Annotated in this window: 20 protein-coding genes and 1 tRNA gene; 12 read left to right on the top strand and 9 right to left on the bottom strand. The window is 33.2% G+C overall.

Annotation, left to right across the window (positions count from 1 at the left end; translation table 11 throughout):
• Positions 1-19 precede the first annotated feature (19 nt).
• The 10 genes from mraY to CELLY_RS10190 all read left to right on the top strand — a co-directional run bounded on the left by mraY (position 20) and on the right by CELLY_RS10190 (position 10,952).
• The gene (gene mraY, locus CELLY_RS10145) at positions 20-1,243 is read left to right on the top strand and encodes a phospho-N-acetylmuramoyl-pentapeptide-transferase (protein WP_013621586.1); all 1,224 of its coding nucleotides are present in this window, start codon (positions 20-22) and stop codon (positions 1,241-1,243) included.
• On the top strand, positions 1,244-2,578 hold the full coding sequence (gene murD, locus CELLY_RS10150; protein WP_013621587.1) for a UDP-N-acetylmuramoyl-L-alanine--D-glutamate ligase: 1,335 nt from the start codon (positions 1,244-1,246) through the stop codon (positions 2,576-2,578).
• Positions 2,579-2,596: 18 nt separating this feature from the next.
• Entirely contained in the window at positions 2,597-3,790 is a 1,194-nt protein-coding gene (locus CELLY_RS10155; RefSeq protein ID WP_013621588.1) for an FtsW/RodA/SpoVE family cell cycle protein, read from the top strand.
• On the top strand, positions 3,777-4,868 hold the full coding sequence (gene murG, locus CELLY_RS10160) for an undecaprenyldiphospho-muramoylpentapeptide beta-N-acetylglucosaminyltransferase (protein ID WP_013621589.1): 1,092 nt from the start codon (positions 3,777-3,779) through the stop codon (positions 4,866-4,868). The genes CELLY_RS10155 and murG overlap by 14 nt, the downstream gene beginning before the upstream one ends.
• Complete coding sequence (murC, locus tag CELLY_RS10165) at positions 4,865-6,211, top strand: UDP-N-acetylmuramate--L-alanine ligase (RefSeq protein WP_013621590.1); 1,347 nt, start codon at positions 4,865-4,867, stop codon at positions 6,209-6,211. Before murG ends, murC begins: the two co-directional genes overlap by 4 nt.
• Positions 6,208-6,927 carry a cell division protein FtsQ/DivIB gene (locus tag CELLY_RS10170; protein WP_013621591.1) on the top strand — a complete coding sequence of 240 codons (720 nt, stop codon included), beginning with the start codon at positions 6,208-6,210 and terminating at the stop codon, positions 6,925-6,927. Before murC ends, CELLY_RS10170 begins: the two co-directional genes overlap by 4 nt.
• 3 nt (positions 6,928-6,930) lie before the next feature.
• Positions 6,931-8,289: a cell division protein FtsA gene (ftsA, locus tag CELLY_RS10175; protein WP_013621592.1), complete on the top strand. Its 1,359-nt coding sequence runs from the start codon at positions 6,931-6,933 to the stop codon at positions 8,287-8,289.
• Between the two features lie 46 nt (positions 8,290-8,335).
• Positions 8,336-10,309 (top strand): cell division protein FtsZ, encoded by a 1,974-nt coding sequence (ftsZ, locus tag CELLY_RS10180; RefSeq protein WP_013621593.1) that lies wholly within the window; start codon positions 8,336-8,338, stop codon positions 10,307-10,309.
• Between the two features lie 98 nt (positions 10,310-10,407).
• The gene (locus CELLY_RS10185) at positions 10,408-10,857 is read left to right on the top strand and encodes a GatB/YqeY domain-containing protein (RefSeq protein WP_013621594.1); all 450 of its coding nucleotides are present in this window, start codon (positions 10,408-10,410) and stop codon (positions 10,855-10,857) included.
• A 21-nt stretch (positions 10,858-10,878) separates the two neighbouring features.
• A tRNA-Arg gene (locus CELLY_RS10190) sits at positions 10,879-10,952 on the top strand.
• A 163-nt stretch (positions 10,953-11,115) separates the two neighbouring features.
• Here CELLY_RS10190 and CELLY_RS10195 read toward each other — a convergent pair.
• From CELLY_RS10195 to CELLY_RS10235, 9 genes are all read right to left on the bottom strand, one after another.
• Positions 11,116-11,508 (bottom strand): hypothetical protein, encoded by a 393-nt coding sequence (locus CELLY_RS10195; RefSeq protein ID WP_013621595.1) that lies wholly within the window; start codon positions 11,506-11,508, stop codon positions 11,116-11,118.
• Positions 11,509-11,613: 105 nt separating this feature from the next.
• Positions 11,614-12,261, bottom strand: coding sequence for a LuxR C-terminal-related transcriptional regulator (locus CELLY_RS10200; protein ID WP_013621596.1), 648 nt, complete (start codon positions 12,259-12,261; stop codon positions 11,614-11,616).
• A complete protein-coding gene (locus tag CELLY_RS10205) occupies positions 12,248-14,239 on the bottom strand; it encodes a tetratricopeptide repeat-containing sensor histidine kinase (protein WP_013621597.1) in 1,992 nt (663 codons plus the stop codon). Before CELLY_RS10205 ends, CELLY_RS10200 begins: the two co-directional genes overlap by 14 nt.
• A 170-nt stretch (positions 14,240-14,409) precedes the next feature.
• A complete protein-coding gene (locus tag CELLY_RS10210; RefSeq protein ID WP_013621598.1) occupies positions 14,410-15,375 on the bottom strand; it encodes a YpdA family putative bacillithiol disulfide reductase in 966 nt (321 codons plus the stop codon).
• Positions 15,375-16,034: a ribulose-phosphate 3-epimerase gene (gene rpe / locus CELLY_RS10215; RefSeq protein ID WP_013621599.1), complete on the bottom strand. Its 660-nt coding sequence runs from the start codon at positions 16,032-16,034 to the stop codon at positions 15,375-15,377. The genes CELLY_RS10210 and rpe overlap by 1 nt, the downstream gene beginning before the upstream one ends.
• Positions 16,035-16,196: 162 nt before the next feature.
• A complete protein-coding gene (locus tag CELLY_RS10220) occupies positions 16,197-16,388 on the bottom strand; it encodes a cold-shock protein (RefSeq protein WP_013621600.1) in 192 nt (63 codons plus the stop codon).
• A gap of 68 nt (positions 16,389-16,456) precedes the next feature.
• The gene (locus tag CELLY_RS10225) at positions 16,457-17,923 is read right to left on the bottom strand and encodes a glutamate synthase subunit beta (RefSeq protein WP_013621601.1); all 1,467 of its coding nucleotides are present in this window, start codon (positions 17,921-17,923) and stop codon (positions 16,457-16,459) included.
• Between the two features lie 6 nt (positions 17,924-17,929).
• Positions 17,930-22,441, bottom strand: coding sequence for a glutamate synthase large subunit (gltB, locus tag CELLY_RS10230; protein WP_013621602.1), 4,512 nt, complete (start codon positions 22,439-22,441; stop codon positions 17,930-17,932).
• A 235-nt stretch (positions 22,442-22,676) separates the two neighbouring features.
• Complete coding sequence (locus CELLY_RS10235) at positions 22,677-23,819, bottom strand: acyl-CoA dehydrogenase (RefSeq protein WP_013621603.1); 1,143 nt, start codon at positions 23,817-23,819, stop codon at positions 22,677-22,679.
• A gap of 304 nt (positions 23,820-24,123) precedes the next feature.
• Between CELLY_RS10235 and CELLY_RS10240 the strand changes: the two genes are divergently transcribed.
• Both CELLY_RS10240 and nhaD read left to right on the top strand, forming a co-directional pair.
• Positions 24,124-25,350 (top strand): Glu/Leu/Phe/Val dehydrogenase dimerization domain-containing protein, encoded by a 1,227-nt coding sequence (locus tag CELLY_RS10240; protein ID WP_013621604.1) that lies wholly within the window; start codon positions 24,124-24,126, stop codon positions 25,348-25,350.
• Positions 25,351-25,371: 21 nt separating this feature from the next.
• Complete coding sequence (gene nhaD / locus CELLY_RS10245) at positions 25,372-26,706, top strand: sodium:proton antiporter NhaD (protein ID WP_013621605.1); 1,335 nt, start codon at positions 25,372-25,374, stop codon at positions 26,704-26,706.
• Positions 26,707-26,733: the final 27 nt, after the last annotated feature.

A 26,733-nucleotide genomic window follows, 5' to 3' on the forward strand; every position in this document is an offset into this window, starting at 1 on the left:
GTTATACAACACACAATATATGTTATACTATTTATTTGAGTTTTTAGAAAATGAGTATCAATTGCCTGGAGCAAGTCTGTTTCAGTTTATCACGTTTAGAGCTGCTATGGCAATAATTGTGTCTTTGTTGATAGCTACTGTTTATGGTAAAAAAATTATTCTTTTTCTTCAAAAAAAGCAGATAGGAGAAACTGTTAGAGATTTAGGATTAGATGGGCAAACGCAAAAGGCTGGTACACCTACAATGGGTGGTTTAATTATTATTATGGCCACTTTAATTCCTGTTTTATTATTTGCAAAATTAGACAATGTGTACATTTTACTTTTAATAGTAACAATGCTTTGGATGGGGGTTATTGGTTTTATTGATGACTATATAAAAATATTTAAAAAGGACAAAGAAGGATTAAAAGGAAAATTTAAAATTCTTGGTCAAGTTGTACTTGGTTTAATTGTGGGTTGTACACTTTATTTTCATCCAGGAGTAACAATTAAAGAAAATGCAATTGCCGGTATAGCAACAAAAGGTTCTGTTGTTACACCTATTTCTGTGCCAGAAATTAAATCTATGGCTACTACTGTGCCATTGGTAAAAAACAATGAGTTAGACTATACAAGTCTTATTTCTTGGATGGGTGATGGCGCAGAAGATTACGCTTGGTTAATATTTATTCCTATTGTAATATTTATAGTAACAGCAGTATCTAACGGAGCTAATTTAACAGACGGTATAGATGGTTTGGCAGCTGGTACATCTGCAATTATAGTTTTTACGCTTGGTATTTTTGCTTGGGTATCTGGTAATATTATTTTTTCAGATTATTTAGACATTATGTTTATTCCTAGATCAGGAGAATTGGTAGTTTTTATAGCAGCATTTGTAGGTGCGCTTATTGGTTTTTTATGGTACAATGCTTACCCAGCAAGTGTTTTTATGGGAGATACAGGTAGCTTAACTATTGGTGGTGTAATTGCTGTAATTGCTATAATTGTTCGTAAAGAATTAATAATACCTGTTTTATGCGGAATCTTTTTTGCAGAGTCTATTTCTGTAATGTTGCAAGTGGGCTATTTTAAATACACTAAAAAAATATCTGGTGTGGGTAAGCGTATATTTTTAATGGCGCCTTTACATCATCATTACCAGAAAAAAGGATATCATGAGAGTAAAATAGTAACCCGTTTTTGGGTGGTAAGCATCATTTTAGCAATTGTAACTTTTGTAACCTTAAAAGTAAGATAGGTGAAGAGGTTAGTGATTCTTGGTGGTGGAGAAAGTGGTGTTGGTACAGCACTTTTAGGAATAAAAAAAGGATACAATGTGTTTGTGTCTGATAAAGGAAAAATAAAAGAAGAATATAAAAAAGTTCTTAAACATTTTGAGATAGACTGGGAGGAGGAACAGCATACAGAATCTAAAATTTTAAATGCAGATTTGGTAATGAAAAGCCCTGGTATACCAGACAAAGTAGCCTTAGTGCAAAAATTGGCAGCTAAAAACATACCTGTAATTTCTGAAATAGAATTTGCAAGTAAGTATACAGACGCTACAATAATTGGTATTACTGGCAGTAACGGTAAAACAACCACAACAATGATGGTAAACCATATTTTAAAAGAAGAAGGTTTACACGTTGGTATGGCTGGTAATATTGGTGATAGTTACGCTAAAATGGTATCTGAAAATAACTTTGATTATTACGTATTAGAGATTAGTAGTTTTCAATTAGATGGTATTGTAGATTTTAAGCCTCATATCGCAATTATAACCAACATTACACCAGATCATTTGGATAGGTATAATTATGAGTTTGATAACTATATAACATCAAAATTTAGAATAGCAGAAAACCAAACAGAAGATGACTATTTAATTTATGATGCTGATGATGAAGTGCTTGTAAGTTGGCTAGAGAAACACCCAGTAAAATCAAAATTAATACCCTTTTCACTAACAAAACAGTTTAAAGAAGGTGTTTGTTTAAAGAATAATAAAATACATATAACGACCCAAAATAATACAATAGAGATGGCAACAGATAACTTAGCTTTAGAAGGTAAACACAATTTAAAAAATACAATGGCAGCTTCAGCAGCTTCTAAATTAGTAAATATTAGAAAAGCTACTATTAGGGCTAGTATTGAAAATTTTCAGGGTGCAGCGCATCGTTTAGAGAGTGTTTTAAAAATTGCTCACGTACATTATGTAAATGACTCTAAAGCTACTAATGTTAATGCTACATATTACGCATTAGAAAGTATGAAATCTGCTACGGTTTGGATTGTTGGTGGAGTAGACAAAGGAAACGATTACAAGTCGTTAATGCCATTGGTAAGAGAAAAAGTAAAAGCTATTATTTGTTTAGGAGTAGACAACTCTAAAATTATTGAAGAGTTTGGTAATGTTGTAGATCTGTTAGTTGAAACAAAAAGTATGAATGAAGCTGTAAAAATGGCTTATAAAATAGGTCAACGTGGTGATACTGTATTGTTATCTCCTGCTTGTGCTAGTTTTGATTTGTTTGAGAATTATGAAGATAGAGGTAATCAATTTAAAGCAGCTGTAAAAAGCTTATAATTAGTATAATAAAGTATAGTGTTAAGTTATTTTAAAAATATAAAAGGAGATAAGGCTATTTGGGGCATAGTTGCGCTATTGGCATTATTTTCGTTTTTGCCAGTCTACAGTGCTAGTAGTAATTTAGTGTATGTGGTTGGTAATGGTACTGCTGTAAGTCACCTAATAAAGCACGCTTTTTTGTTATTGCTTGGTTTTGGTATTATTTACGGTGTACATAAAATACCAATGCACTTTTTTAAAGGTTTGTCTATTATTGCTATGCCAATTGTGCTGTTGCTTTTGGGGTATACGTTAGCACAAGGTAAAACTATTGGTGGCGCAAATGCAAGTAGGTGGATAAACATTCCGTTTGTTGGTTTTTCTTTCCAGACATCAACTTTAGCGGCTGTTGTTTTAATGATTTATGTTGCTAGATATTTAGCAAAAATTAAAAATAAAGTGGTTACTTTTAAAGAGAGTATTCTTCCATTATGGCTGCCTGTTTTTTTAGTAGTTGTATTAATTTTACCAGCCAATTTTTCAACTGCTGCAATTATATTTTTTATGGTACTTACGCTAACTTTTTTAGGTGGCTACCCTTTTAAATATTTGTTAGGTATTGTTGGTACAGGTATTGCTTGTTTGGCATTATTTATTCTTATAGCTAAAGCTGTACCAGATTTGTTTGATAATAGAATTGATACTTGGGAAAATAGAATAGCTAACTTTTTTAATGGTGAAGATACTAGTGAAGATTACCAAATAGAACGTGCTAAAATTGCAATTGCATCTGGCGGTGTTTTAGGTAAAGGTTCTGGTAAAAGTGTGCAAAAAAACTTTTTACCACAGAGTTCTTCAGATTTTATTTATGCAATTATTGTAGAGGAATACGGATTAGTTGGTGGTTTGGTAGTAATGTTTTTTTATTTATTACTGCTGTTTAGAATTGTGGTGGTGGCAAATGCAAATCCTAGTGTGTTTGGTAAATTGTTAGTAGTAGGCGTAGGCTTACCTATAGTTTTTCAGGCGTTTATAAATATGGCTGTAGCGGTAGAATTATTTCCTGTTACGGGACAAACATTACCATTAATAAGTAGTGGTGGTACGTCTATCTGGATGACGTGTTTGGCAATTGGTATTGTACTTAGTGCAAGTAATAAAAATCCAGTTAAAGAGAAAAAAGTAGTAGATGAGTCTAACCCTTTAGATGTGTTAAGTGAACAATTATAAATTTATATTATCTGGAGGAGGCACTGGCGGACATATATATCCGGCTATAGCAATAGCAAATGAGCTAAAGGAAATGTATCCTGATGCAGAATTTTTGTTTGTGGGTGCTAAAGACCGTATGGAGATGGAAAAAGTGCCACAGGCTGGTTATAAAATAGAAGGGCTTTGGATTTCTGGTTTACAGCGCAAGTTAACGTTTAAAAATATGTTATTTCCGTTAAAGGTTATTAGCAGTTTGTACAGATCTAAACAAATTATAAAAAAATTTAAACCTAATGCTGTAATAGGCACAGGAGGATTTGCAAGCGGGCCATTATTGCGTATGGCAGCGGGTAAAAATATTCCGTGTGTGTTACAAGAGCAAAATTCCTATGCAGGTATAACCAATAAATTATTAGCCGGTAAAGTGCAAAAAATTTGTGTTGCTTATGATGGTATGGATCGCTTTTTTGAGGCCAATAAAATTGTAAAAACAGGTAATCCTGTTCGTAAAGATTTGGTAGAGATGAAAGCTACTAAGCAACAGGCATTAGAGTTTTTTGGGTTAAAGAGTAATAAATCAGTATTGCTTGTTTTAGGTGGAAGTTTAGGAGCTAAAAGAGTAAATACACTTATAAAAGAGCAATTACCATTGTTTGCATCTTTAGGTGTACAAGTAATTTGGCAATGTGGTAAGTTGTATTATCAAGACTATAAAAACTGCCAAAATGAAAATGTTTTGGTGTTCGATTTTTTAAATAAAATGGATTTTGCATACGCAGCGGCAGATCTAATTATTTCTAGATCAGGTGCTGGTTCTGTATCAGAATTAAGTATTGTGGGTAAGCCGGTTATTTTTATACCGTCTCCTAATGTTGCAGAAGACCATCAAACAAAAAATGCTTTGGCTTATGCAGATAAAAATGCAGCTATTTTAATTAAAGAAAAAGAACTAGACGTTAAATTTAAAACTGTTTTTACAGATTTATTTCAGAATAAAGAAAGGCAAGTAGAGTTGGGTGAAAATATAAAAAAGCAGGCACTCCCTAATGCCACAAAAAATATTGCTTTAGAAGTGCAAAAGTTATTAAATAAATGAATTTAAAAAATATACATAGCGTCTACTTTTTGGGTATAGGTGGCATTGGAATGTCTGCCTTGGCTCGCTATTTTAAATTTATTGGTAAAGAAGTTGCTGGTTATGATAAAACAGAAACTACTTTAACTAAAGAGCTTGCTGCATCTGGTATAGAAATTCATTATGAAGATAATGTAAGTCTTATACCAGAATATTATAAAAATATAAATAATACGCTGGTTGTGTATACGCCTGCATTGCCTAAAAATAACCTAGAGTTAAATTATTATTTGACTAATGGTTTTGGAGTTAAAAAACGCTCTGAAGTTTTAGGAATTATAACCAATAATACATTCTGTTTTGGTGTTGCCGGTACACACGGTAAAACTACTACGTCTAGTATTTTGGCACATTTGCTGCACGAAACAGGTACTCCAATCACAGCGTTTTTAGGTGGTATATCTGAAGATTTTAATAGTAATTTTTTATTAGAAGGAACGGACTATTCTGTTGTGGAAGCAGATGAGTTTGATAGATCATTTTTACAGCTATCTCCAAATGTAGCTTGTATTACGTCTATGGATGCAGATCACCTAGATATTTACGGTACAGGAGACGATTTAAAAGATGCTTTTGTTGCTTATGTAAATAGATTAGAGCCAAATGGTAAATTGTTTGTGCGTAACGGTTTGCCATTAAGTGGTATTACCTATGGTATAGAAGACGATTCTGATTTTTGTATTACAGATGTAGAAATAAAAAATGGTTCTTATATTTTTAGTATAAAAACACCAAATGCAGTTGTAAATGGGGTTAAGTTTAATAAGCCTGGTAGGCATAATTTACTTAACGGATTGGTTGCTTTTGCAATGGCATTAGAAGCTGGTAAATCTCCAGAAATAGTTGCTGCTGCACTAGGTACTTTTAAAGGAGTGCAACGTAGATTTTCATACCGTATAAAAGAAGAAGATTTTGTTTTTATTGATGATTATGCGCATCATCCTACAGAGATAAATGCTGTGTATGAAGCAGTTTCAGAAATGCATCCAAATAAAAAAACTGTAGCAGTATTTCAGCCGCATTTATACTCTAGAACTAAAGATTTCATAGACGATTTTGCAGTTAGTTTATCGCAATTTCAAAGCGTTATATTGCTAGATATTTACCCAGCCAGAGAAGAGCCAGTAGAAGGTGTTACGTCGGAATGGCTGTTGGGAAAAATAAAAAATCCGAATAAAAAAATATGTTCTAAAAAAGAATTAATTAGTGAATTAAAAAAACAAAACCCAGAAGTGTTAGTAGCTATGGGAGCAGGAGATATAGGGCAGGAGATTGATAAAATAAAAAACGCTTTTACAAAATGAAAGTAAATTGGAACTACATAAAATTGATGTTTCTATTGCTCTTATTATTAGGAGTGTACGCTTTTTCGGGTGTTAGGCATCAATCTAAAAAAATAGTAAAAACTAAAGTTGAGTTTCTAGGCGAAGACAATTTGTTTATAACTCAGCAGATGGTTAATAAATTGTTAATACAAAATTTAGGAAGTCTTACAAACGTGCCAAAAGATGCGCTAGTTTTGAATAAAGTAGAAAAGGTTTTAGAAGCCAATAAAATGGTTAAAAGTGCTCAGGTTTATCTTACTGTAAATGGGGAACTTATATCTAAAATTGTACAACGTAAACCTTTAGGGCGTATTCAAGGAAATTCAAATTTTTATTTGGATGACGAGGGTAAGCGTATGCCTTTATCTAGTAACCACTCTGCAAGAGTGCCAATTATTACTGGAAAAATTACAGATAGTAGCCTTCAAAATTGCTTTGCTTTTTTGAATTTTATCAATTCTGATGATTTTTTAAAGAAAAATATTATTGGTATTCACATTGCAGATGAAAACGATTTTCAGCTTAAGCTTAGGTTAGAGGATTATGTGGTAAATATAGGTGGCGTAGAAAATTTAAAAGCTAAGTTTAATAATTACAAGGCTTTTTATAGTAAAGCAATAAAAGATAAAGCTTTAGGTAGTTATAAAGCTGTTAGTTTAGAGTACAATAATCAAGTAGTGTGTACCAAAATTTAAGTTATGGAGCCAGGTAAATATTCAGTAGGATTAGACATAGGAACAACAAAAATTGTTGCCATAATTGGTAAGGAAAACGAGTACGGTAAAATTGAAGTTTTAGGTATTGGTAAATCTAAAAGCCTTGGTGTACATAGAGGTGTGGTAAATAATATTACGCAAACTATAAAATCTATACAACAGGCTGTAGAAGAAGCAGAGGCTACCTCTGGCTTAAAAATTAGTTCTGTTGTAGTTGGTATTGCTGGGCAGCACATACGTAGCTTACAGCATAGTGACTATATTACAAGACCAGACTCTGAGCAGGTTATTAATGAAGATGATGTAGATATACTTGTAAATCAGGTTTATAAGCTAATTATGCTTCCTGGAGAAGAAATTATTCATGTGTTACCACAAGAATATAAGGTAGATGGGCAGGCAGAAATTAAAGAGCCAATTGGTATGTATGGTGGTAGGTTAGAAGCTAATTTCCATGTAGTAGTTGGGCAAGTATCATCTATTAAAAATGTTGGTAGATGTATTAAAAGTGCAGGTTTAGATTTAGGTAGCATAACGTTAGAGCCTTTGGCATCTGCAAATGCTGTACTAAGCCAAGAAGAAAAAGAAGCAGGTATTGCATTAATAGATATAGGAGGTGGTACAACAGATGTTGCTATTTTTAAAGATGGTATCATTAGGCACACTGCAGTAATTCCTTTTGGAGGTAATGTAATTACAGAAGATATAAAAGAAGGCTGTTCTATTATTGAAAAACAAGCCGAACTATTAAAAATTAAATTTGGTTCTGCTTGGCCAGGAGAAAATAAGGATAATGAAATAGTTTCTATACCAGGATTACGAGGTAGAGAGCCTAAAGAAATTACACTTAAAAATCTTTCTAAAATTATACATGCTCGTGTTGTAGAAATAATTGAGCAGGTATATATGGAGATTAAAAATTACGGACACGAAGATCAAAAAAAGAAGCTAATTGGAGGAATTGTATTAACAGGTGGTGGTAGCCAGTTAAAACATTTAAAGCAATTAGTAGAGTATATCACCGGTATGGATACCAGAATAGGGTATCCTAATGAACATTTGGCAGGAGATTCTACTCAAGATATAGCAAGTCCGCTTTATGCAACAGGCGTAGGTTTGTTAATGAATGCAATAGAGACAAATGCTAAAAATAAAGAAATAGCATTAGAGGAAGCCCAAGCAGAAAAAGAAGCAATAGTAGAAAATAATCAAACAGAAGAAGGTTTCCAAACAGAAGAACCAAATACCACATCAACCAAAAAAGAAGTGAAACCAGAACGTAAATCCATTTTTGAAAAATGGTCTGATAAGTTGAAAGACTTTTTAGATAATGCAGAGTAACGCATAAATAGAAAAATTGAAAAAAATAACTCAGTAAAATAACAGTATGAGCAAGAACACTGAATTAGAAAGTAATATCTCTTTTGATTTGCCTAAAAATCAAAGTAACGTAATAAAAGTCATTGGTGTTGGTGGCGGTGGTAGTAACGCAATAAATCACATGTTCCAAGCCGGAATAAATGGTGTAGATTTTATTGTTTGTAATACAGACTCACAAGCATTAGAAAACAGTACAGTGCCTAATAAAATAAGATTAGGTGTTACCTTAACAGAAGGTTTAGGTGCGGGTGCCAACCCAGAAGTTGGTGAGCAAGCTGCCATTGAAAGTATGGAAGACATAAAAAGTATGTTAGATTCTAATACTAAAATGGTATTTATTACTGCTGGTATGGGTGGTGGTACAGGTACAGGTGCTGCCCCAATAATAGCTAAGCAAGCAAAAGGTATGGATATCCTTACAGTGGGTATTGTTACAATGCCTTTTCAGTTCGAAGGAAAAATGAGATGCCAGCAAGCTCAGACTGGTATAGAAAAACTTCGTGCTAATGTAGACTCATTAATTGTTATTAATAATAATAAACTTAGAGAAGTATACGGTAATTTAGGCTTTAAAGCCGGTTTCTCTAAAGCAGATGAAGTATTAGCAACTGCTGCTCGTGGTATAGCAGAGGTTATAACTCATCACTATACACAAAACATAGATTTACGTGACGCTAAAACAGTATTATCAAACAGTGGTACTGCAATAATGGGTTCAGCAAATGCATCTGGCTCTTCTAGAGCGCAAGAGGCTATTATGAAAGCTTTAGACTCGCCATTATTAAATGATAATAAAATAGCTGGTGCTAAAAACGTATTGTTATTGATAGTTTCTGGTGCTCAGGAAATTACTATTGATGAAATAGGTGAAATTAACGATCATATACAAACTGAGGCAGGACACGGAGCTAACATTATTATGGGTGTTGGTGAAGATGAAAATTTAGGTGATGCAATAGCAGTTACTGTTATAGCTACGGGTTTTAATGTAGATCAGCAAGATGATATTGTAAATACAGAATCTAAAAAAATAATTCATACTCTAGAAGACGAGCAGAAGGCTACTCATAACTTAACACCAAATAATGCAAATGTTGTTTATGAAGTTGTAGAGCCAGAAACTACTCCTGTTAAAAAAGAGGTTGCTCCAGAAGAACCAGAAGTAATTAAACACACGCTTTTTGAGGATGAAAAACCAGAAATGGATTTAATACCTACAACAAATTTTATAAAGAATTTTAATGTTTTTTATGATGAAGTAGTTGCAGAAACTCCTAAAGAAGATGATTTTGTTATTGTAGACGTTAGAAATTTTGACGTTGTAGATGCAGAGGAAGTTAAAGTTGTTCAAGAAGAAGATCAGTTTGCATTTAGTTTTGATATTCCTCGTAAAGAACAGAAAGTAGAAGAGGAAGAGCAAGAACATACTATTACATTTAGTTTAGATGATGAAGATGTAAATAATATGGATGTAAAAGATCATGTAGAGGTTGTTCCTGTTTTAGAGTATAATAAAGAAGGAGAAAAAAGATATAGTTTAGATGACTATATGGAGTTAGAAAAAGAGCTTACAGGAGCTAAATCTAAAGCAGAAAAGGCAGAGCCTAAAATTATTGATGAAGAGTTAGCTTTTGAGAAAAAAACAGTTGCGCCAAAAGCAACTCAGGCACCAACACCGGCTCCAGCACCTGCTCCAGAAGAAAAAGAAATAGAGGTAGATCCAATGAATACCCCTATTGAAGATTTGTTAAGAAACAGAGCAGATGAGCGTAGAAGGAAATTAAAAGACTTTAACCATAAGTTTAAAAACAATATTAATACCGTAAATGATATGGAGAAAAAACCAGCTTATTTACGTCAGGGTGTAGATTTAAATCAGAACAACCCTGAAAACAGAATTTCTAGAACAACGTTAAGTGAAGACGGAGACGATATTCAATTACGTTCTAATAATTCTTTTTTACATGATAATGTAGATTAATGTAGTTTTTAAACTATATAATTTAGTGTATAAACCCGAAAGCAATAATTGTTTTCGGGTTTATTTTTTTATCTTCGTGTTCCTAAAAATTATAAATTATGAGCTTACAACAAGATGTAATGACGGCAATGAAAACAGCTATGAAAGCTAAAGATAGCGTTGCTTTAGAGTCATTAAGGGCTATGAAATCTGTTTTGTTAATGGCGCAAACAGAGTCAGGAGCAAAAACAGAATTAACTGAAGAAGAAGAAATAAAAATTGTACAAAAATTAGTTAAGCAACGTAAAGACAGTGCAGCTATTTATAAAGAACAAGGAAGAGAGGATTTGGCAGCTCCAGAGTTAGCACAGGCAGAAGTAATTGCACAATTTTTACCAGAGCAAATGTCAGAAGATGATATAGCTAAGGTTGTAGAAAGTGTAATAGCAAAAACAGGAGCAGAAGGTATGAAAGATATGGGTAAAGTTATGGGTATGGTATCTTCTCAGTTGGCAGGTAAAGCAGATGGTAAAACAATTTCTACTATAGTAAAAAGTAAATTAGCTTAATTTTTTTATAGGCTAATAAAAGGCCCCGTGGCGCAACTGAATAGCGCATCAGATTTCGGCTCTGAGGGTTGGGGGTTTGAGTCCCTCCGGGGTCACGAATAAACAAAGAATCCAAAATTGAAAATTAAGTTTACTTGTGTTTTCAATTTTGGATTCTTTGCTTTAAAAGCGGAGCTTTTAGTTAAAATTTGTAAAGCATATATAATGTAAAAACCACGCAACTTGCGTGGTTTTCTGGTTGGTGTCTAGTATATTTTTTTATGATTTAGCCAAGTCTCTACTATGGTTAACTTCAAAATAGTTTTGTACATTTTCCATAATATGAGATTCTTTTAATGTAGAGTTGGCTGTTTTGTATTCTTGGTCTATTAATTTTTTCGCAGGAAACGTTTCGCAGTGTATTTCTTCACCTTTAATATTGGTAGTTTTTACAGTTGCAGTACCTTCTAATAAAGATTTTCCTGTTACTATTATAAAAGAACGTTCTTCGTCTACAGCAGAAATACCTGTTCTTATTTTTGTGTTTTCAATAATAATGTCCGACTTAATATCTGCATTTGTTTTTGCTTGGTTTGCAGATTTTTTATCGTTACTGCAAGATAAAAATAATGATGCTGTTGCTAATACTGATACAAATAATTTAGTTTTCATAATTGAGTGCTTTTTAAATACACTACAAAGATGAAGCTATTACAGGCCTAAGAATACGCCTAAATAAGTGAAAATACACACCCTGAAAACAGGGGTGTAGATTTGTTAATCGTCTAGAAGGCCTATTTTTATTGCGTGTTTGGTTAGTCCGGCTAAGTTTTTTACGTTTAGCTTAGAAATTAAATTTTTACGGTAGCTCTCTATAGTGTGTTTGCTTAAAAATAACTCGTCTGCAATTTCTTGTGTGGTATATTCTTCTGCAATTAGTTTCAAAACTTCTTTTTCCCTATTGGTTAAAGAAATTTCTTTTTCCTTTTTACTAGCAAACATAGCATCTGTGTATGCTTTTTTAATTTCTGAAGAGAAATATTTTTCACCCTTTACAATGCTTCTAATAGCTTCTAGTAATTCTTCTTTTTCAGCATTTTTAGGTACATATCCATCTACATTATTTCTTATCAACGTGTCAATCATAGTTCCATCAATATGCATACTTACAACTAAAGTTTTTAGGCTAGTAAAACGTTCCTTAACTATGTTGTTAAGTTCAATGCCATCAACTTCTGGCATAGTTAAGTCTGTAATTAGTAAATGTATGTCTGCTGCGCCATTAATGTCTAAGTACTTTACAACTTGTGCTCCGTTTTTGGCTGTTAAAATTACATTAAACTCAGGTGCATCATTTAAAATACTCATTAGACCATCAATAAACATTTTGTGGTCATCTGCAATAATAAGGTTATATGTTGTCATTGGTTGTGTTTTTAATTGGTATTTCTATAGATACTACAGTACCTCTGTTAATTGCTGAGTCTACGTGTAGCGTACCGTTTAGTTTTTCTATTCTGCTTTTAATGTTTTTAAATCCAATACCTTCTCCGTTTTTACTAGTGTCAAAACCTTTTCCGTTATCTTCAAAAAGTAAAGTAATGCTATCTTCAAAATAATTTAAATGAATATCAGTAGTAGATGCTTTTGCATGTTTTAAGGTGTTGGTCATTAACTCTTGGATAATTTTAAACAACTCCATTTTAACAATTTCATTAAGAGTGTTTATTTTATCCTCTGGATGAGGGTGAAATTCTACATTTAATTTGCCAGTGCTTGTGATAGATTTAGTATATTCTTTTATAAGCTGCGTAAAATCATCTTGTCTAAACTTTTTAGGAATTAGGGTGTGAGAAATGTCTCTAACTAATTGATAGGTTTCATCTAACTGACCTGAAATTGTGTTTAGTGTTTGGGTTTTTTCTTTTACACTTGCTAATTGCAATTTTATGCCGGCTAAGTTGCCACCAATACTGTCATGTAATTCTTGAGCAATACGTTTGCGCTCTTCATCCTGACCTTCAATAGCGGCCTTTATTAATTTTAATTCTTGTTCTTGTTTAAGTGCGGCTACTTTTTGACTATTAATTTCTTCATTTTTTTTAGCCAGCTCGCTCTGTGCTTGCATTTTTTGGTAGTAAGTATATAGCAAAGCAATGACAGGGATAAGAATCACTAAAAATCCAATTAAAAAAGCAGCTTTAATGGTTTTTTGCCTATCTAATTCGGCTTGCTGTTTAATTTGATCTTCTTTTAAATCAGATATAGCTTGTTCTTTTTTTATAGTTTCATACTGTATTTCAAGTTCCTTTATTATTTCTCTTTGTTGTTTGTCTTTTATTTCATTTAAAACTCCAAAGAGTTGTGTCATTGTGGCGTATGCATTTTTGTAATCTTCTTGTTTGTAAAAACTTCTTGCTTGTATGATGAGTGATTCTCTTTGAAACTGTAAATTTTCATGGTCTACAGCATTGATGTATGCCATAGTTAGACCTACATTTGCAATGTTGTATTCTTCTAATTTATAATATAACTTGGCAACAAGTAGCGCTCCTTCATAATATATGGCGTTAAAATTTTTAGCTTTGGCTTGGTTGCTTATTTGCGCATACATTTGTATTGCTTTGTTATATTCTTTGTTGACTTCTAAAAGCTTGGCATTGTGTAGTTTAATTTCTAATTCGGCTTCTAAGTCTTTAAATTGCTTTGCTAACTCTAAAGATGAGTTGTAATAATTTTTAGCTATGTCATATTCTTTTTTTTGTGAATATGCGTTACCTAATTGCAGTAGTGCTCTATAGGTAATTGTTGGTTGTTGTTTGCCATAAATACTTATACTCTCTTTAAGTAAATTAATGGCTTTGTCAATGCTGTTTTGGGCTATGTAATTTTTTGCAAGACTTACCTTGTGTAAATACATATATTCAGAGTCGTTAATTGCTTCAGCTTCTTGTAGTCCCTTTATATTCCACTCAATAGATTTATCTACAAGTCCGTTTAAAGAACTGCCCAAAGACATTAAATAATATGCCTTTGCATATAAATATTTCTTTTCTTTTTCGGGTTTATCCCAGTTGCCTAATTCCTGTACATATAAGTTACCATAATGTAAAACAGAGTCTGTGTTGGCTTTTTTTGCATGATGATCTATAAGTTGATCAAAAATAGAGAATCTTTGAGCCCCAAAGTCAGCATCTTTTAAGGCATCATATAATGGTTGTAAAGTCTTATCTTTTTGAATTTTAGACCATGAAAAAGAGAAAAAAGACGGGTCCTCTTCTTTTTTGATGCTATCTGCTTCTTGAGCATTTGCAAACTGAAAAACTCCAATTAAAAGAAAAACTAAAATGTGTTTAAATTTAATGTGCTGTTGTAGGTGGTATGTAGATTTGGTGGTAGTCAAAAAAATAATAATTTATGTAATTGCATATTGTGTTTTAAACCATTTTAAGATTTAAAAAAATGCGTTAACTGTTTGTTTTGGTGTTGTTAGCAAAGTTTGTGATAATTGTTTGTTTAAAAAACCCGTAAGTTAGCGAAACGCATATCCCTGAAAACAGTGTAATATAATTATTATTTCTTTTTTAAGATAGTACTTATTATTTTTTTAGCGTGAATTCTAGAATTTTCTATAAACCATTTATGTGTTTCCATACCTCCGCAAATTACGCCTGCCAAAAAAACATTGTTTAAGTTGGTTTCCATTGTGTGTGTATTGTGAGTCGGAATTTTTTTATCATCATTAGATAAAGTAATTCCCATTTTGGTTAAAAATTCAAAATTAGGTCTGTAGCCTGTTAAAGCTAAAACATAATCGTTTTCTAATACTATAGTTTCGTTAGCTGTTTTTATAACAAGCTCTCTTTCTTTAATTTCTGTAATATTAGCACTGTATATAACTTTTATACTACCTTCCTCTATACGGTTAATAATGTCTGGACGTACCCAATATTTTACACGCTTACCAACTTCAGATCCTCTAATTATTAAAGTAACTTCTGCGCCTTTACGCCAACATTCTAATGCAGCATCTATAGATGAGTTACTTGCTCCTACAACCGCTAATTTTTGTTTAGAAAAAAAATGAGGATTATTGTAGTAATGACTTACTTTTGGTAAGTTCTCTCCGGGTATATTTAATTTGTTTGGTATATCATAAAAACCAGTAGCAATTATAACGTTTGTAGTGTTGTAAGTTTGCTTACTGGTTTCTAAGGTATATGTTGTGGTATTTTTAGTAACATTAATTACCTTTTCAAACAAATTAATGTTTAGGTCGTTACTACTCACAATTCTTCTGTAATATTCTAAAGCTTCCTCCTTTTTGGGTTTGGCTTCATTACTTATAAAAGGAATGTTGTCTATTTCTAGTTTTTCTGATGATGAAAAAAATTGCATTTTAGCAGGATAATTGTAAAGTGAATTTACAATACATCCCTTTTCTATAATAAGATAAGAAAGCCCATTTTTTTTAGCTTCTAACCCACAGGCAATACCAATTGGACCGCCACCAATAATTACAACATCTAATAAATTCACTAGCCTATAATTTCTTTTAAGTTTTTAATTGTATCAGTTGGGTTGTCACTTTTAAAAACAAAACTACCCGCAACAAGCACATCTGCACCTGCATCTACTAATGCTTTTGCATTTTTAGAGGTAACTCCGCCGTCGATCTCTATAAGTGTAGTTGCATTATTTTTGGTAATTAGTTCTTTTAAAGCTTTTACTTTATTGTATGTGTTTTCAATAAAAGATTGCCCGCCAAAACCTGGATTAACGCTCATTAGACATACAACATCAATATCGTTAATAATGTCTTCTAAAAGGTTTACGTTAGTATGCGGATTTAAAGCAACGCCAGCCATCATTCCTTCTGCTTTAATAGCTTGTAAAGTTCTGTGTAAATGTGTGCAAGCTTCATAGTGTACAGATAATACGTTTGCGCCTAACTCAGCAAAGGTTTTTATATACCTGTCTGGGTCTACAATCATTAAATGCACATCTAATGTTTTTGTTGCGTGCTGTGCAATACTTTTTAACACAGGCATACCGTAAGATATGTTAGGAACAAAAACGCCGTCCATAATATCTATATGGTGCCAATCTGCCTCGCTGTTGTTTACCATTTCTACATCTCTCTGTAGGTTTCCAAAGTCTGCTGCTAATAAAGAGGGTGCAATTTTATTGTTGCTCATTTTATTTTAGATTGATATTTGTACAAAAGTACGCATTTGATATAAATTGAAATAGTGGAAATTAACCTTTATAATTTGTTTAAGATTGATACTTGTAAAAACAAAAAAGCCTGTTGTTTTTAACAACAGGCTTTGCATGTAATAAGTTAAATTCTTTATATATTAAAGGACTTCAACGTTTACTGCATTAGGTCCTTTTTTTCCTTCTTCAACGTCATAACTAACTTTGTCTCCTTCAGCTATTTCGTGTGTTAATCCACTAATGTGAACAAAAACGTCTTTACCACCATCATCTGGAGTGATAAAACCGAAACCTTTAGAGTCGTTAAAAAATTTTACTGTACCGTTACTCATAATTTTATTTTTAATTTAAAGTGCAAAGATAGTATAATATCAATACAAAGCGTTTTTTATTTTTTTTTCTAAACTCTAGGTAAATCTCCTTCTCCTTTTAGTGGTAAAGTAGAGCTTCCTGTTAAGTAAACATCTACGTGATGCGCTGCCTGTCTGCCTTCAGAGATGGCCCATACAATTAATGACTGACCTCTTCTTTGGTCTCCTGCAACAAAAACACCGGGTACATTGGTCATATAGTTTTTTGCAGATGCTTTAATATTTGTTCTAGAGTCGGCTTCTAAGCCTAATTGCTGAGCTACAGTCATTTCTGACCCTGTAAAACCCATTGCAAGTAATACTAACTCACATTTCCATTCTTTTTCTGTTCCAGGAACTTCTTTTAATGTAGGTCTTTGTCCAGGTGTTTTTATCCACTCTACTTCTGCGGTTATAAGCCCTTTTAAGTTTCCTTTTTCATCTCCAATAAATTCTTTGGTAGATATGCTAAAAAAGCGTTCTGCCCCTTCCTTATGAGAAGAACTTGTGCGCAAACGCATTGGCCAAAACGGCCAAGGTTGGTCTGCTGGTCTTTCTGGAGTTGCTTTACTCATAATTTCAAAATTAGATACAGAGTTTGCTCCGTGGCGTATAGATGTTCCTATACAGTCAGACCCAGTATCACCACCACCAATAACAATAACATCTTTGTTGGTAGCCTTTATTTCTTCTCCTAGATCTGTAATACCATCTACACGTTTGTTGTTTTGCTTTAAAAAGTCCATTGCTTGTACAACCCCTTTTAAATCTGCTCCTTTAATAGGTAAATTTCTGCGTACTGTTGCCCCACCAGAAAGTACTACGGCGTCAAAATCTTCTTTTAGTGTGTTAGCATCTATATCTACTCCTATATGTGTGTTAGTCTTAAAAATTATTCCTTCCTCTTTAAGAACTTCTAATCTTCGGTCTATTACGTTTTTTTCCATTTTAAAATCTGGAATACCATAACGTAATAATCCTCCAACTTTTGCATCACGCTCAAAAACAGTAACTAGATGTCCGGCTCTGTTTAATTGTTGTGCAGTAGCTAAACCAGCTGGCCCAGAACCTATAACAGCAACTGTTTTACCAGTTCTTGTTTTAGGAGGTTGTGCTGTTATCCATCCTTTAGAAAATGCAGTTTCTACAATGTTTTTCTCTATATTTTCTATAGATACAGGATCTTCATTAATGCCTAGTACACAGGCTTCTTCGCAAGGAGCAGGGCATAATCTGCCTGTAAATTCAGGAAAATTGTTAGTAGAATGTAGTATGGTTGCTGCTTTTTCCCATTTGCCTTTGTATACAGCATCATTAAAATCTGGAATTAAATTTCCTAAAGGGCATCCGCTATGGCAAAACGGAACTCCGCAATCCATACAACGTGCACCTTGATTTTTTAATTCAGTTTCTTTTAGTGGTTGTGTAAACTCTTTATAATTTTTTATGCGCTCTTCTACAGGAGCATAGTCTTCTATTTTTCTTTCGAACTCTAAAAATCCAGTTATTTTTCCCATAGTGCTTTATATTATGCTAGCTTTTTGTTCTTCTTCTAATCTTTTTAGTGCTTGTCTGTATTCTTCAGGGAATACTTTTACAAACATTGGTAGGCTGTTTTCCCAGTTTTCTAATAGACGTTGTGCTAAAGGACTCATAGTGTAGTTGTAATGACTCTCTATAAGGTCTTTTAACTCTGCAATGTCATTAGCTTCTTCTACAGGTAGTAAATTAAGAGACTCTTTGTTGCAGTTTTTTTCAAATGTTTTATTCGGGTCTAAAACATAGGCAATACCACCACTCATACCTGCTCCAAAATTACGGCCTACTTCACCTAAAATTACAGCAACACCGCCAGTCATATATTCACAACCGTGATCTCCAATTCCTTCTACCACGGTTTTTGCTCCTGAGTTACGTACACAAAAACGCTCACCTGCTTTACCATTAATATATGCTCTACCAGCTGTAGCACCGTATAAGGTAACATTACCAGTTATAACATTTTCTTCTGGTATAATAGTGGCGCCTTCTGGAACTTTTATTACTAGTTTACCTCCAGAAAGACCTTTTCCTAAATAGTCATTTGTATTACCATTAACAGTCATAGTCAAACCTCTGGTTGCAAAGGCTCCAAAACTTTGTCCGGCAGAGCCAGTAAAATTTAAACGTAGCGTGTTTATAGGTAAGCCTTTTGCACCATAGGTTTTAGAAATTTCATTACTTATTATAGCGCCAACTGCTCTGTCTGTATTTTTAATAGGGAAATCTAAGGTTAGTTTCTCTTTTCTAAATAAAGATGGATGCGCTTTTTCTATGATTTTAAACTCAATAGATTTGTAAATGTCGTGCTCTTGTTTTTGAGTATTGTATAGTTTGGTTTCTTTAGGAACACTTACTTGGTGTAAAATTGGAGTAAGATCTATTCCTTCTGCTTTATAATGTTCTATAGCTTTCTTTCTATCTAATTTTTGAACTTGACCAACCATTTCGTTAACTGTTCTAAACCCTAATTGCGCCATTATTTCTCTTAATTCTTGAGCAATAAAGTACATGTAGTTAACTACGTGTTCTGGTTTTCCTTTAAACTTTTTACGCAACTCTGGGTTTTGAGTAGCAATACCAACAGGGCAAGTGTTTAGGTGACAAACACGCATCATGATACAACCAGAAGCTACTAATGGTGCAGTTGCAAAACCAAATTCTTCTGCTCCAAGTAAACAAGCTATGGCAACATCACGACCTGTTTTTAATTGTCCGTCACATTCTACAACAACCCTGTTTCTAAGATCATTCATAACTAAGGTTTGCTGTGCTTCTGCAATACCAAGTTCCCAAGGTAAACCAGCGTGTTTTAATGAGGTAAGCGGAGATGCTCCTGTACCACCGTCGTGGCCAGAAACTAATATAACATCTGCTTTAGCCTTAGCAACACCTGCGGCTACAGTGCCTACACCAACTTCTGATACTAATTTTACATTTATTCTTGCCTCTCTATTGGCAGATTTTAAATCGTATATTAATTGAGATAAATCTTCAATTGAGTAAATATCATGATGTGGAGGAGGGGAAATAAGTCCTACATATGGAGTAGAATTTCTTGTTTTTGCAATAGACGGATTTACTTTTGGCCCAGGCAATTGTCCGCCTTCTCCAGGTTTGGCTCCTTGAGCCATTTTTATTTGTATTTCTTTTGCGCTTGATAAGTAGTTAGATGTAACACCAAACCTACCTGAAGCTACTTGCTTAATGGCACTGTTTTTCCAATCTCCAGTTTCATTTTTGTAAAATCGTTCTGCATCTTCACCACCTTCTCCTGAGTTGCTTTTACCACCTATACGGTTCATAGCAATAGCTAAATTTTCATGAGCTTCTTTGCTTATAGATCCGTAAGACATTGCACCCGTTTTAAATCGTTTTACAATATCTGTCCATGGCTCTACTTCTTCAATAGGAATTGGATCGTAGTTAGAGAATTCAAACAAACCTCTAATGGTCATTAAATGTTTAGACTGCTCGTTAATAAGCTTTGAGTATTCTTTGTAAGTTTCTGGTTCGTTGTTACGAACAGATTTTTGAAGTTTAGCAATAGTAAGGGGGTTAAACAAGTGTTTTTCTCCGTCTCTACGCCACCTATATGCGCCACCCATTTCTAGCTCTAAACTAGCAGCAACTTCTTTAGTGTTAAACGCTTTTTGGTGTCTTTTAGATATTTCTTTTTCAATTTGATACAAGCCAATACCTTGAATTCTTGTAGGGGTATTTGGAAAATATTTATCTACAACCTTGGTGTTTATACCAATACACTCAAATAATTGCGAACCTCTGTAGGAGTTTAATGTAGAGATGCCTATTTTGTTCATCACTTTTAAAACTCCCTTGCCAATACCTTTGTTGTAATTTTTAATTGCTTCATCAAAAGTAATGTCTGTAATGTCATTTTCTTCTATTTGCTCAGCAATAATTTCGTTTACCAAATATGGGTTTACTGCACTTGCTCCGTAGCCAAACAATAATGCAAAATGATGCACTTCTCTAGGTTCTGCAGACTCAATAATAATACTTAGCTTAGATCTTTTTCCTAGTTTTTGAAGTCCGCTATTTACAAAAGATAAAGCCAGCAAAGCAGGTATAGGTGCGTTGTCTTTATCTACATTTCTGTCTGATAAAATAATTATGTTAGTTCCGTTATCTATTGCTTTAGAGGCTTGGTCTAATATGCTAGCTAAAGCTTCTTCTAAAGCATTGTGTCCACGTGCTATTTTGTATAAAATAGGAATAGATGTTACTTTGTAATCTGGACTAGCATCATAGTTTTTAATCTTATCTAAATCTTCTTTAGATATTACAGGATTTTGAATTTTAAGTTTGCGGCAATGCAATTCTGAAAAATCAAAAATATTATGATCACTACCAAGAGTTAAGCTAATATCTGTAATTAACTCTTCCCTAATACCATCTAAAGGAGGGTTTGTTACTTGGGCAAATAATTGCTTAAAGTAGTTGTATATAAGTTGTGGTTTTTCTGATAAAACAGCAATTGGTGTATCAGACCCCATGGATCCAATAGGTTCTTTTGCTGTTTTGCCCATTGGTAGTATAATGGTATTTATGTCTTCTAAAGTGTAGCCAAAAAGAGATTTTCTTTTTTCTAAACTTTCTTCTCCTAAAAATAAAGGACAGTCGTTATAAGGTATGTCTTTTAAATGCACCAAATTATTATCTAACCACTTTTGGTAAGGCTTTAATTGAGCAATTTTTTCTTTTATTTCTTCATCATTAACTATACGGCCTTCTTCCATATTAACTAAAAACATTTTTCCAGGCTCTAAACGGCCGTGAAACTCAATGTTTTCTGGTTCTATATCTACTACACCAGTTTCTGATGACATAATTACGTAACCATCTTTGGTTACAGAATATCTAGAAGGTCTTAATCCATTACGGTCTAAAACGGCACCAATGTAGTTGCCGTCTGTAAATGGTACAGATGCAGGTCCGTCCCAAGGTTCCATCATGCAAGAGTTGTACTCGTAAAATGCTCTTTTAGCAGGAGACATGTCTGGGTTTTTTTCCCAGGCTTCTGGCACCATAATCATCATTACTTCTGGTAAAGATCTGCCTGTCATTAATAACAGTTCTACAACCATATCCATAGTTGCGGAGTCAGATTTACCAGGTAATATTATAGGTAGTATATTTTTTATTTCATCTCCAAATAAATCACTTTTTAATAACTCTTCTCTAGAGCGCATTCTAGAAACATTACCACGCAAGGTATTTATTTCTCCGTTGTGGCACATGTACCTAAATGGTTGTGCAAGATCCCAAGTAGGGAAAGTGTTGGTAGAAAAACGTTGGTGTACTAATGCTAGTCTAGTAACAACTCTTGGATCCATTAAATCTTTAAAGTAAAATTTAATGTCTTGTGGCATTAATAGTCCTTTAAAAATAATAATTTTGGTAGATAAGCTTGGTACATAGAAAAAGCCACTTTCAGATAATTTAGAACTTAAAATTGTATGCTCTGTAACTTTACGAGCAATGTATAGTTTAAGATTAAAAGTAGCATAATCTTGTGAGCTGTCTTCTTTTGCTATAAATATTTGCTTAACAAAAGGCTCTGTTTCCATAGCAATACGGCCAGGAACATTTTTGTTTACAGGTGCATCTCTCCAGCCAAGTAATTTTAACCCTTGTTTTTTTATGTTTTCTTCAAAGACAGAAATACAAAAATCTCTTTGATTTTGTTTTTGCGGTAAAAAAATGTTTGCAACTGCATACTCACCAGGTTCTGGTAAGTTAAAATCACATACTTCTGTAAAATAATCATGTGGTATATCTATTAGTATACCAGCCCCATCTCCTGTTTTGCCATCAGAACTAACCGCTCCACGGTGTTCTAGTTTATCTAGTATTTCTAAGGCTTTATGTATTATGTCGTTAGACTTTTTTCCTTTTAAGCTACAGATAAAACCTGCTCCACAGTTGTCATGTTCAAAATCCGGTAGGTATAACCCTTGTTTTTTCAGCTTCATAAATTATCACATTTCTTCAAATATATTATAATTGTTAAATTATCTTTAAAGAATTATTGATAACCGAGAAATTAATTCAGCATTTTCAGTGTATTGATAAATTAAATGAAATTTTTAATTTTAAAGGGTGTGTAAATTATCAAATTCATAATGTTAATTTATGGATTTTGCATAAAAAAATGCTGCACAATAATTATTGTACAGCATTTGTATTAAAACAAAATATTATTTTAAGTTAATCTCTTAAAATACTTCTAGAAATTACAATTTTTTGTATTTCAGAAGTACCTTCGTAAATCTGTGTAATTTTAGCATCTCTCATTAAACGCTCTACGTGGTAATCTTTAACAAAACCGTTGCCACCGTGTATTTGTACAGCTTCTACAGCAACATCCATAGCAACTTTAGATGCATATAATTTGGCCATAGCACCGGATAAATCATAGTTCTCATGATTGTCTTTATCCATTGCAGCTTTGTAAACTAACATTCTTGCGGCCTCAATAGAAGTGTGCATATCTGCTAATTTAAAAGCAATAGCTTGGTGGTTAGCAATCTCGGTACCAAATGCTTTTCTTTGTTTAGAGTATTTTAATGCTAATTCATAAGCGCCTGCAGCAATACCTAATGCTTGTGCAGCAATACCAATTCTTCCGCCAGAAAGCGTTTTCATGGCAAATTTAAAACCAAAACCATCTTCTCCAATTCTGTTTTCTTTAGGTACTTTTACATCGTTAAAAATTAAAGAATGTGTATCACTACCTCTAATACCTAGTTTATTTTCTTTTGGCCCAATTTCAAAACCTTCTGCACCTTTTTCAACAATAAGAGCATTAATTCCTTTGTGTCCTTTTTCTATATCTGTTTGTGCAATTACTAAATAAATATCCGCAGAGCTACCGTTAGTAATCCAGTTTTTAGTACCGTTTAAAACGTAGTGGTCTCCTTTATCTATAGCTGTTGTTTTTTGAGAAGTAGCATCACTACCAGCTTCAGGTTCAGATAAGCAAAAAGCACCAATACTTTCTCCTGTTGTTAAACGTGTTAAATATTTTTGCTTTTGTTCTTCTGTACCAAATGTTTCTAATCCCCAACAAACTAAAGAGTTGTTTACAGAAACAATTACAGAGCAAGAAGCATCTACTTTAGACAATTCTTCCATTACTAGTACATAAGAAAGTGTATCTAGGCCGCTTCCTCCGTATTTGGAGTCAACCATCATTCCTAAAAAGCCTAGTTCGCCCATTTTTTTTACCTCTTCCTTAGGAAACCTTTGGGCGTCATCTCTTTCAATTACTTCTGGTAATAATTCATTTTGAGCAAAATCTCTTGCTGCTTGTTGAATCATTAATTGTTCTTCTGTTAACTTAAAGTCCATCTTATTGCGATAATGTTAATTTATGTGTACAAATATAGGTCTATATTGTGATATATTCAACAACATAGCATTCTCTTTCTCTATGTTTTAGTACTGTTCAACGTAAAATTAATGAAAAATTAATCATTCTATGGTTGTTAAAAGTTTAAAAATGCCGCAATATTTTTATATTTGTTGAATTGAACTTTTAGTAATTGATTTAATATTAAAATTATGAGACAGCAGTAACTCCCGTTTGGGAGGGATATTTTTAACAACAATAGCAATGCAATAAGAATGTTACATAATTTACAATCAATTTAAAATGAAAGATTTACTACAAAAATACGAGGATAAACAACCTGAAATTGTTTTTAATTGGAAAGATTCTGAGACTGAAGCCGAAGGGTGGACAGTTATAAATTCTTTGCGTGGCGGTGCTGCTGGTGGTGGTACAAGAATGCGTAAAGGATTAGATATGAACGAGGTTCTTTCTTTAGCTAAAACAATGGAAGTTAAATTTACGGTTTCTGGACCAGCAATTGGTGGTGCTAAATCAGGAATTAATTTTGATCCAAGTGACCCAAGAAAAAAAGGAGTTTTAAAACGTTGGTACAATGCCGTTGCACCATTATTAAAAAGTTATTACGGTACTGGTGGCGATTTAAATGTTGATGAAATACACGAGGTTATTCCTATTACCGAAGATGCTGGAGTGTGGCACCCACAAGAAGGGGTTTTTAACGGACATTTTAAACCTACAGAAGCAGATAAAATTAACCGTATTGGACAATTGCGTTTAGGGGTTATAAAAGTAATAGAAAGTAATACATATTCTCCTTCTGTAGAACGTAAGTATACAGTGGCAGATATGATTACAGGTTTTGGTGTAGCAGAAGCAGCCAAACACTATTATGATATTTACGGCGGTACTGTAGAAGGTAAAAGGGCAATAGTACAAGGTTTTGGTAATGTTGGTGCAGCAGCAGCATATTACCTAAGTCAAATGGGAGCTAAAATAGTAGGTATTATAGACCGTGATGGCGGAATAATTAATAAAGAAGGCTTTTCTTTTGAAGAAGTAAAAGAGCTTTACCTTAATAAAAACGGAAATACTCTTGTAGCGGATAATATGATTCCGTTTGAAGAAATTAATAAACAAATTTGGGGTTTAGAAGCGGAAATATTTGCACCTTGTGCCGCATCTAGACTAATAACCAAAGAACAAATAACACAGTTAATAAATACAGGCCTAGAAGTTATTACATGCGGGGCTAATGTACCATTTGCAGATAAAGAAATTTTCTTTGGTCCTATAATGGAATATACAGATGAACGCGTAAGTTTAATTCCAGATTTTATATCTAACTGTGGTATGGCAAGAGTATTTGCTTACTTTATGGAAAGAAGAGTAGAAATGAATGATGAGTTGGTTTTTAAAGATACTTCTGAAACCATTAAAAAGGCAATGCAAAATGTATATAAAAATAACGCTTCAAAAAAGCAGTTAAGTAAAACAGCTTTTGAGATAGCATTAAAACAATTAATATAAACTAAACTAAGAAGAAGAAGAATGGAGACCATTATAATAATTATTTTTTTTGTTGGTTATTTAGCAATAACCTTAGAGCACAATCTTAAAATAGATAAGTTAATACCTGCACTTGCAATGATGGCATTGTTATGGGCAGTAATAGCTTTAGCTCATATGCCAGTTTTTGAAGTAGATGCTGCTTTGCGAGAATTAGCGCCAAGCCACGTAGATGAAATTCTACTACATCACTTAGGGAAAACGGCAGAAATATTGGTCTTTTTACTAGGAGCAATGACTATTGTAGAAATTATAGATTACTTTAATGGTTTTGCTACTATTAAAGGATTTATAAAAACTAGAAGTAAACGTAAATTATTATGGTTGTTCTCCATTCTTGCTTTTATCTTATCAGCAATTATAGATAACCTAACAGCTACTATTGTATTAATAACAATTTTACAAAAAGTAATTAGAAACAGAGAAACTCGTTTGTGGTTTGCTGGGATGATTATTGTTGCTGCAAATGCAGGTGGAGCTTGGTCTCCTATTGGAGATGTAACAACAACAATGCTTTGGATTGCAGATAAAGTTTCTGCAGCACAATTAGTAGAGCACGTATTTGTACCATCTGTAGTATGTATGGTTGTACCAACACTTATAGCAAGTAGATTTAAGGCTTTTCAGGGTAATATAGAAGAGGTTGAAGAAACAGCTAGTGAAAAGAAATCTAAATTTGGATCTACAATGTTGTATTTAGGTTTAGGAGCTATTGTTTTTGTTCCTTTCTTTAAAACTATTACACACTTACCACCATACGTAGGTATGATGTTGTCTTTAGCGGTAGTTGCAACTTTTGCAGAAATATACAGTAATTCTAAATTTAGTATTTCTAATGTAGACGGAGAAAGTGAAGCAGCTTCTCACCATAGTCCTGTTCATCATTCTTTATCTAAGATAGAGTTACCAAGTATCTTATTTTTCTTAGGTATTTTATTAGCTGTTGCAGCATTAGAATCTTTAGGTATGTTATTCCACTTTGCAGAAAACTTAAATGCTGCAATTCCAAATTCAGATTTTGTAGTAATGTTATTAGGTGCAGGTTCTGCAGTTATAGATAACGTTCCTTTAGTAGCAGCAAGTATTGGTATGTTCCCACAAGGTATGGATGATCCATTATGGCACTTTATTGCATATTCTGCAGGTACAGGTGGTAGTATGTTAATTATTGGTTCTGCCGCTGGTGTAGTTGCAATGGGTATGGAAAAAATAGATTTCTTTTGGTATTTAAAGAAAATCACTTGGTTAGCTCTAGTAGGGTTTTTAGCAGGTGCAGGATCTTTTATTTTAATTAGAGATTTTATATTAAACGTATAATTTTATTTACAAAATAGCGTTATAAGA

This window comes from Cellulophaga lytica DSM 7489 (assembly GCF_000190595.1).
Classification (GTDB): domain Bacteria; phylum Bacteroidota; class Bacteroidia; order Flavobacteriales; family Flavobacteriaceae; genus Cellulophaga; species Cellulophaga lytica.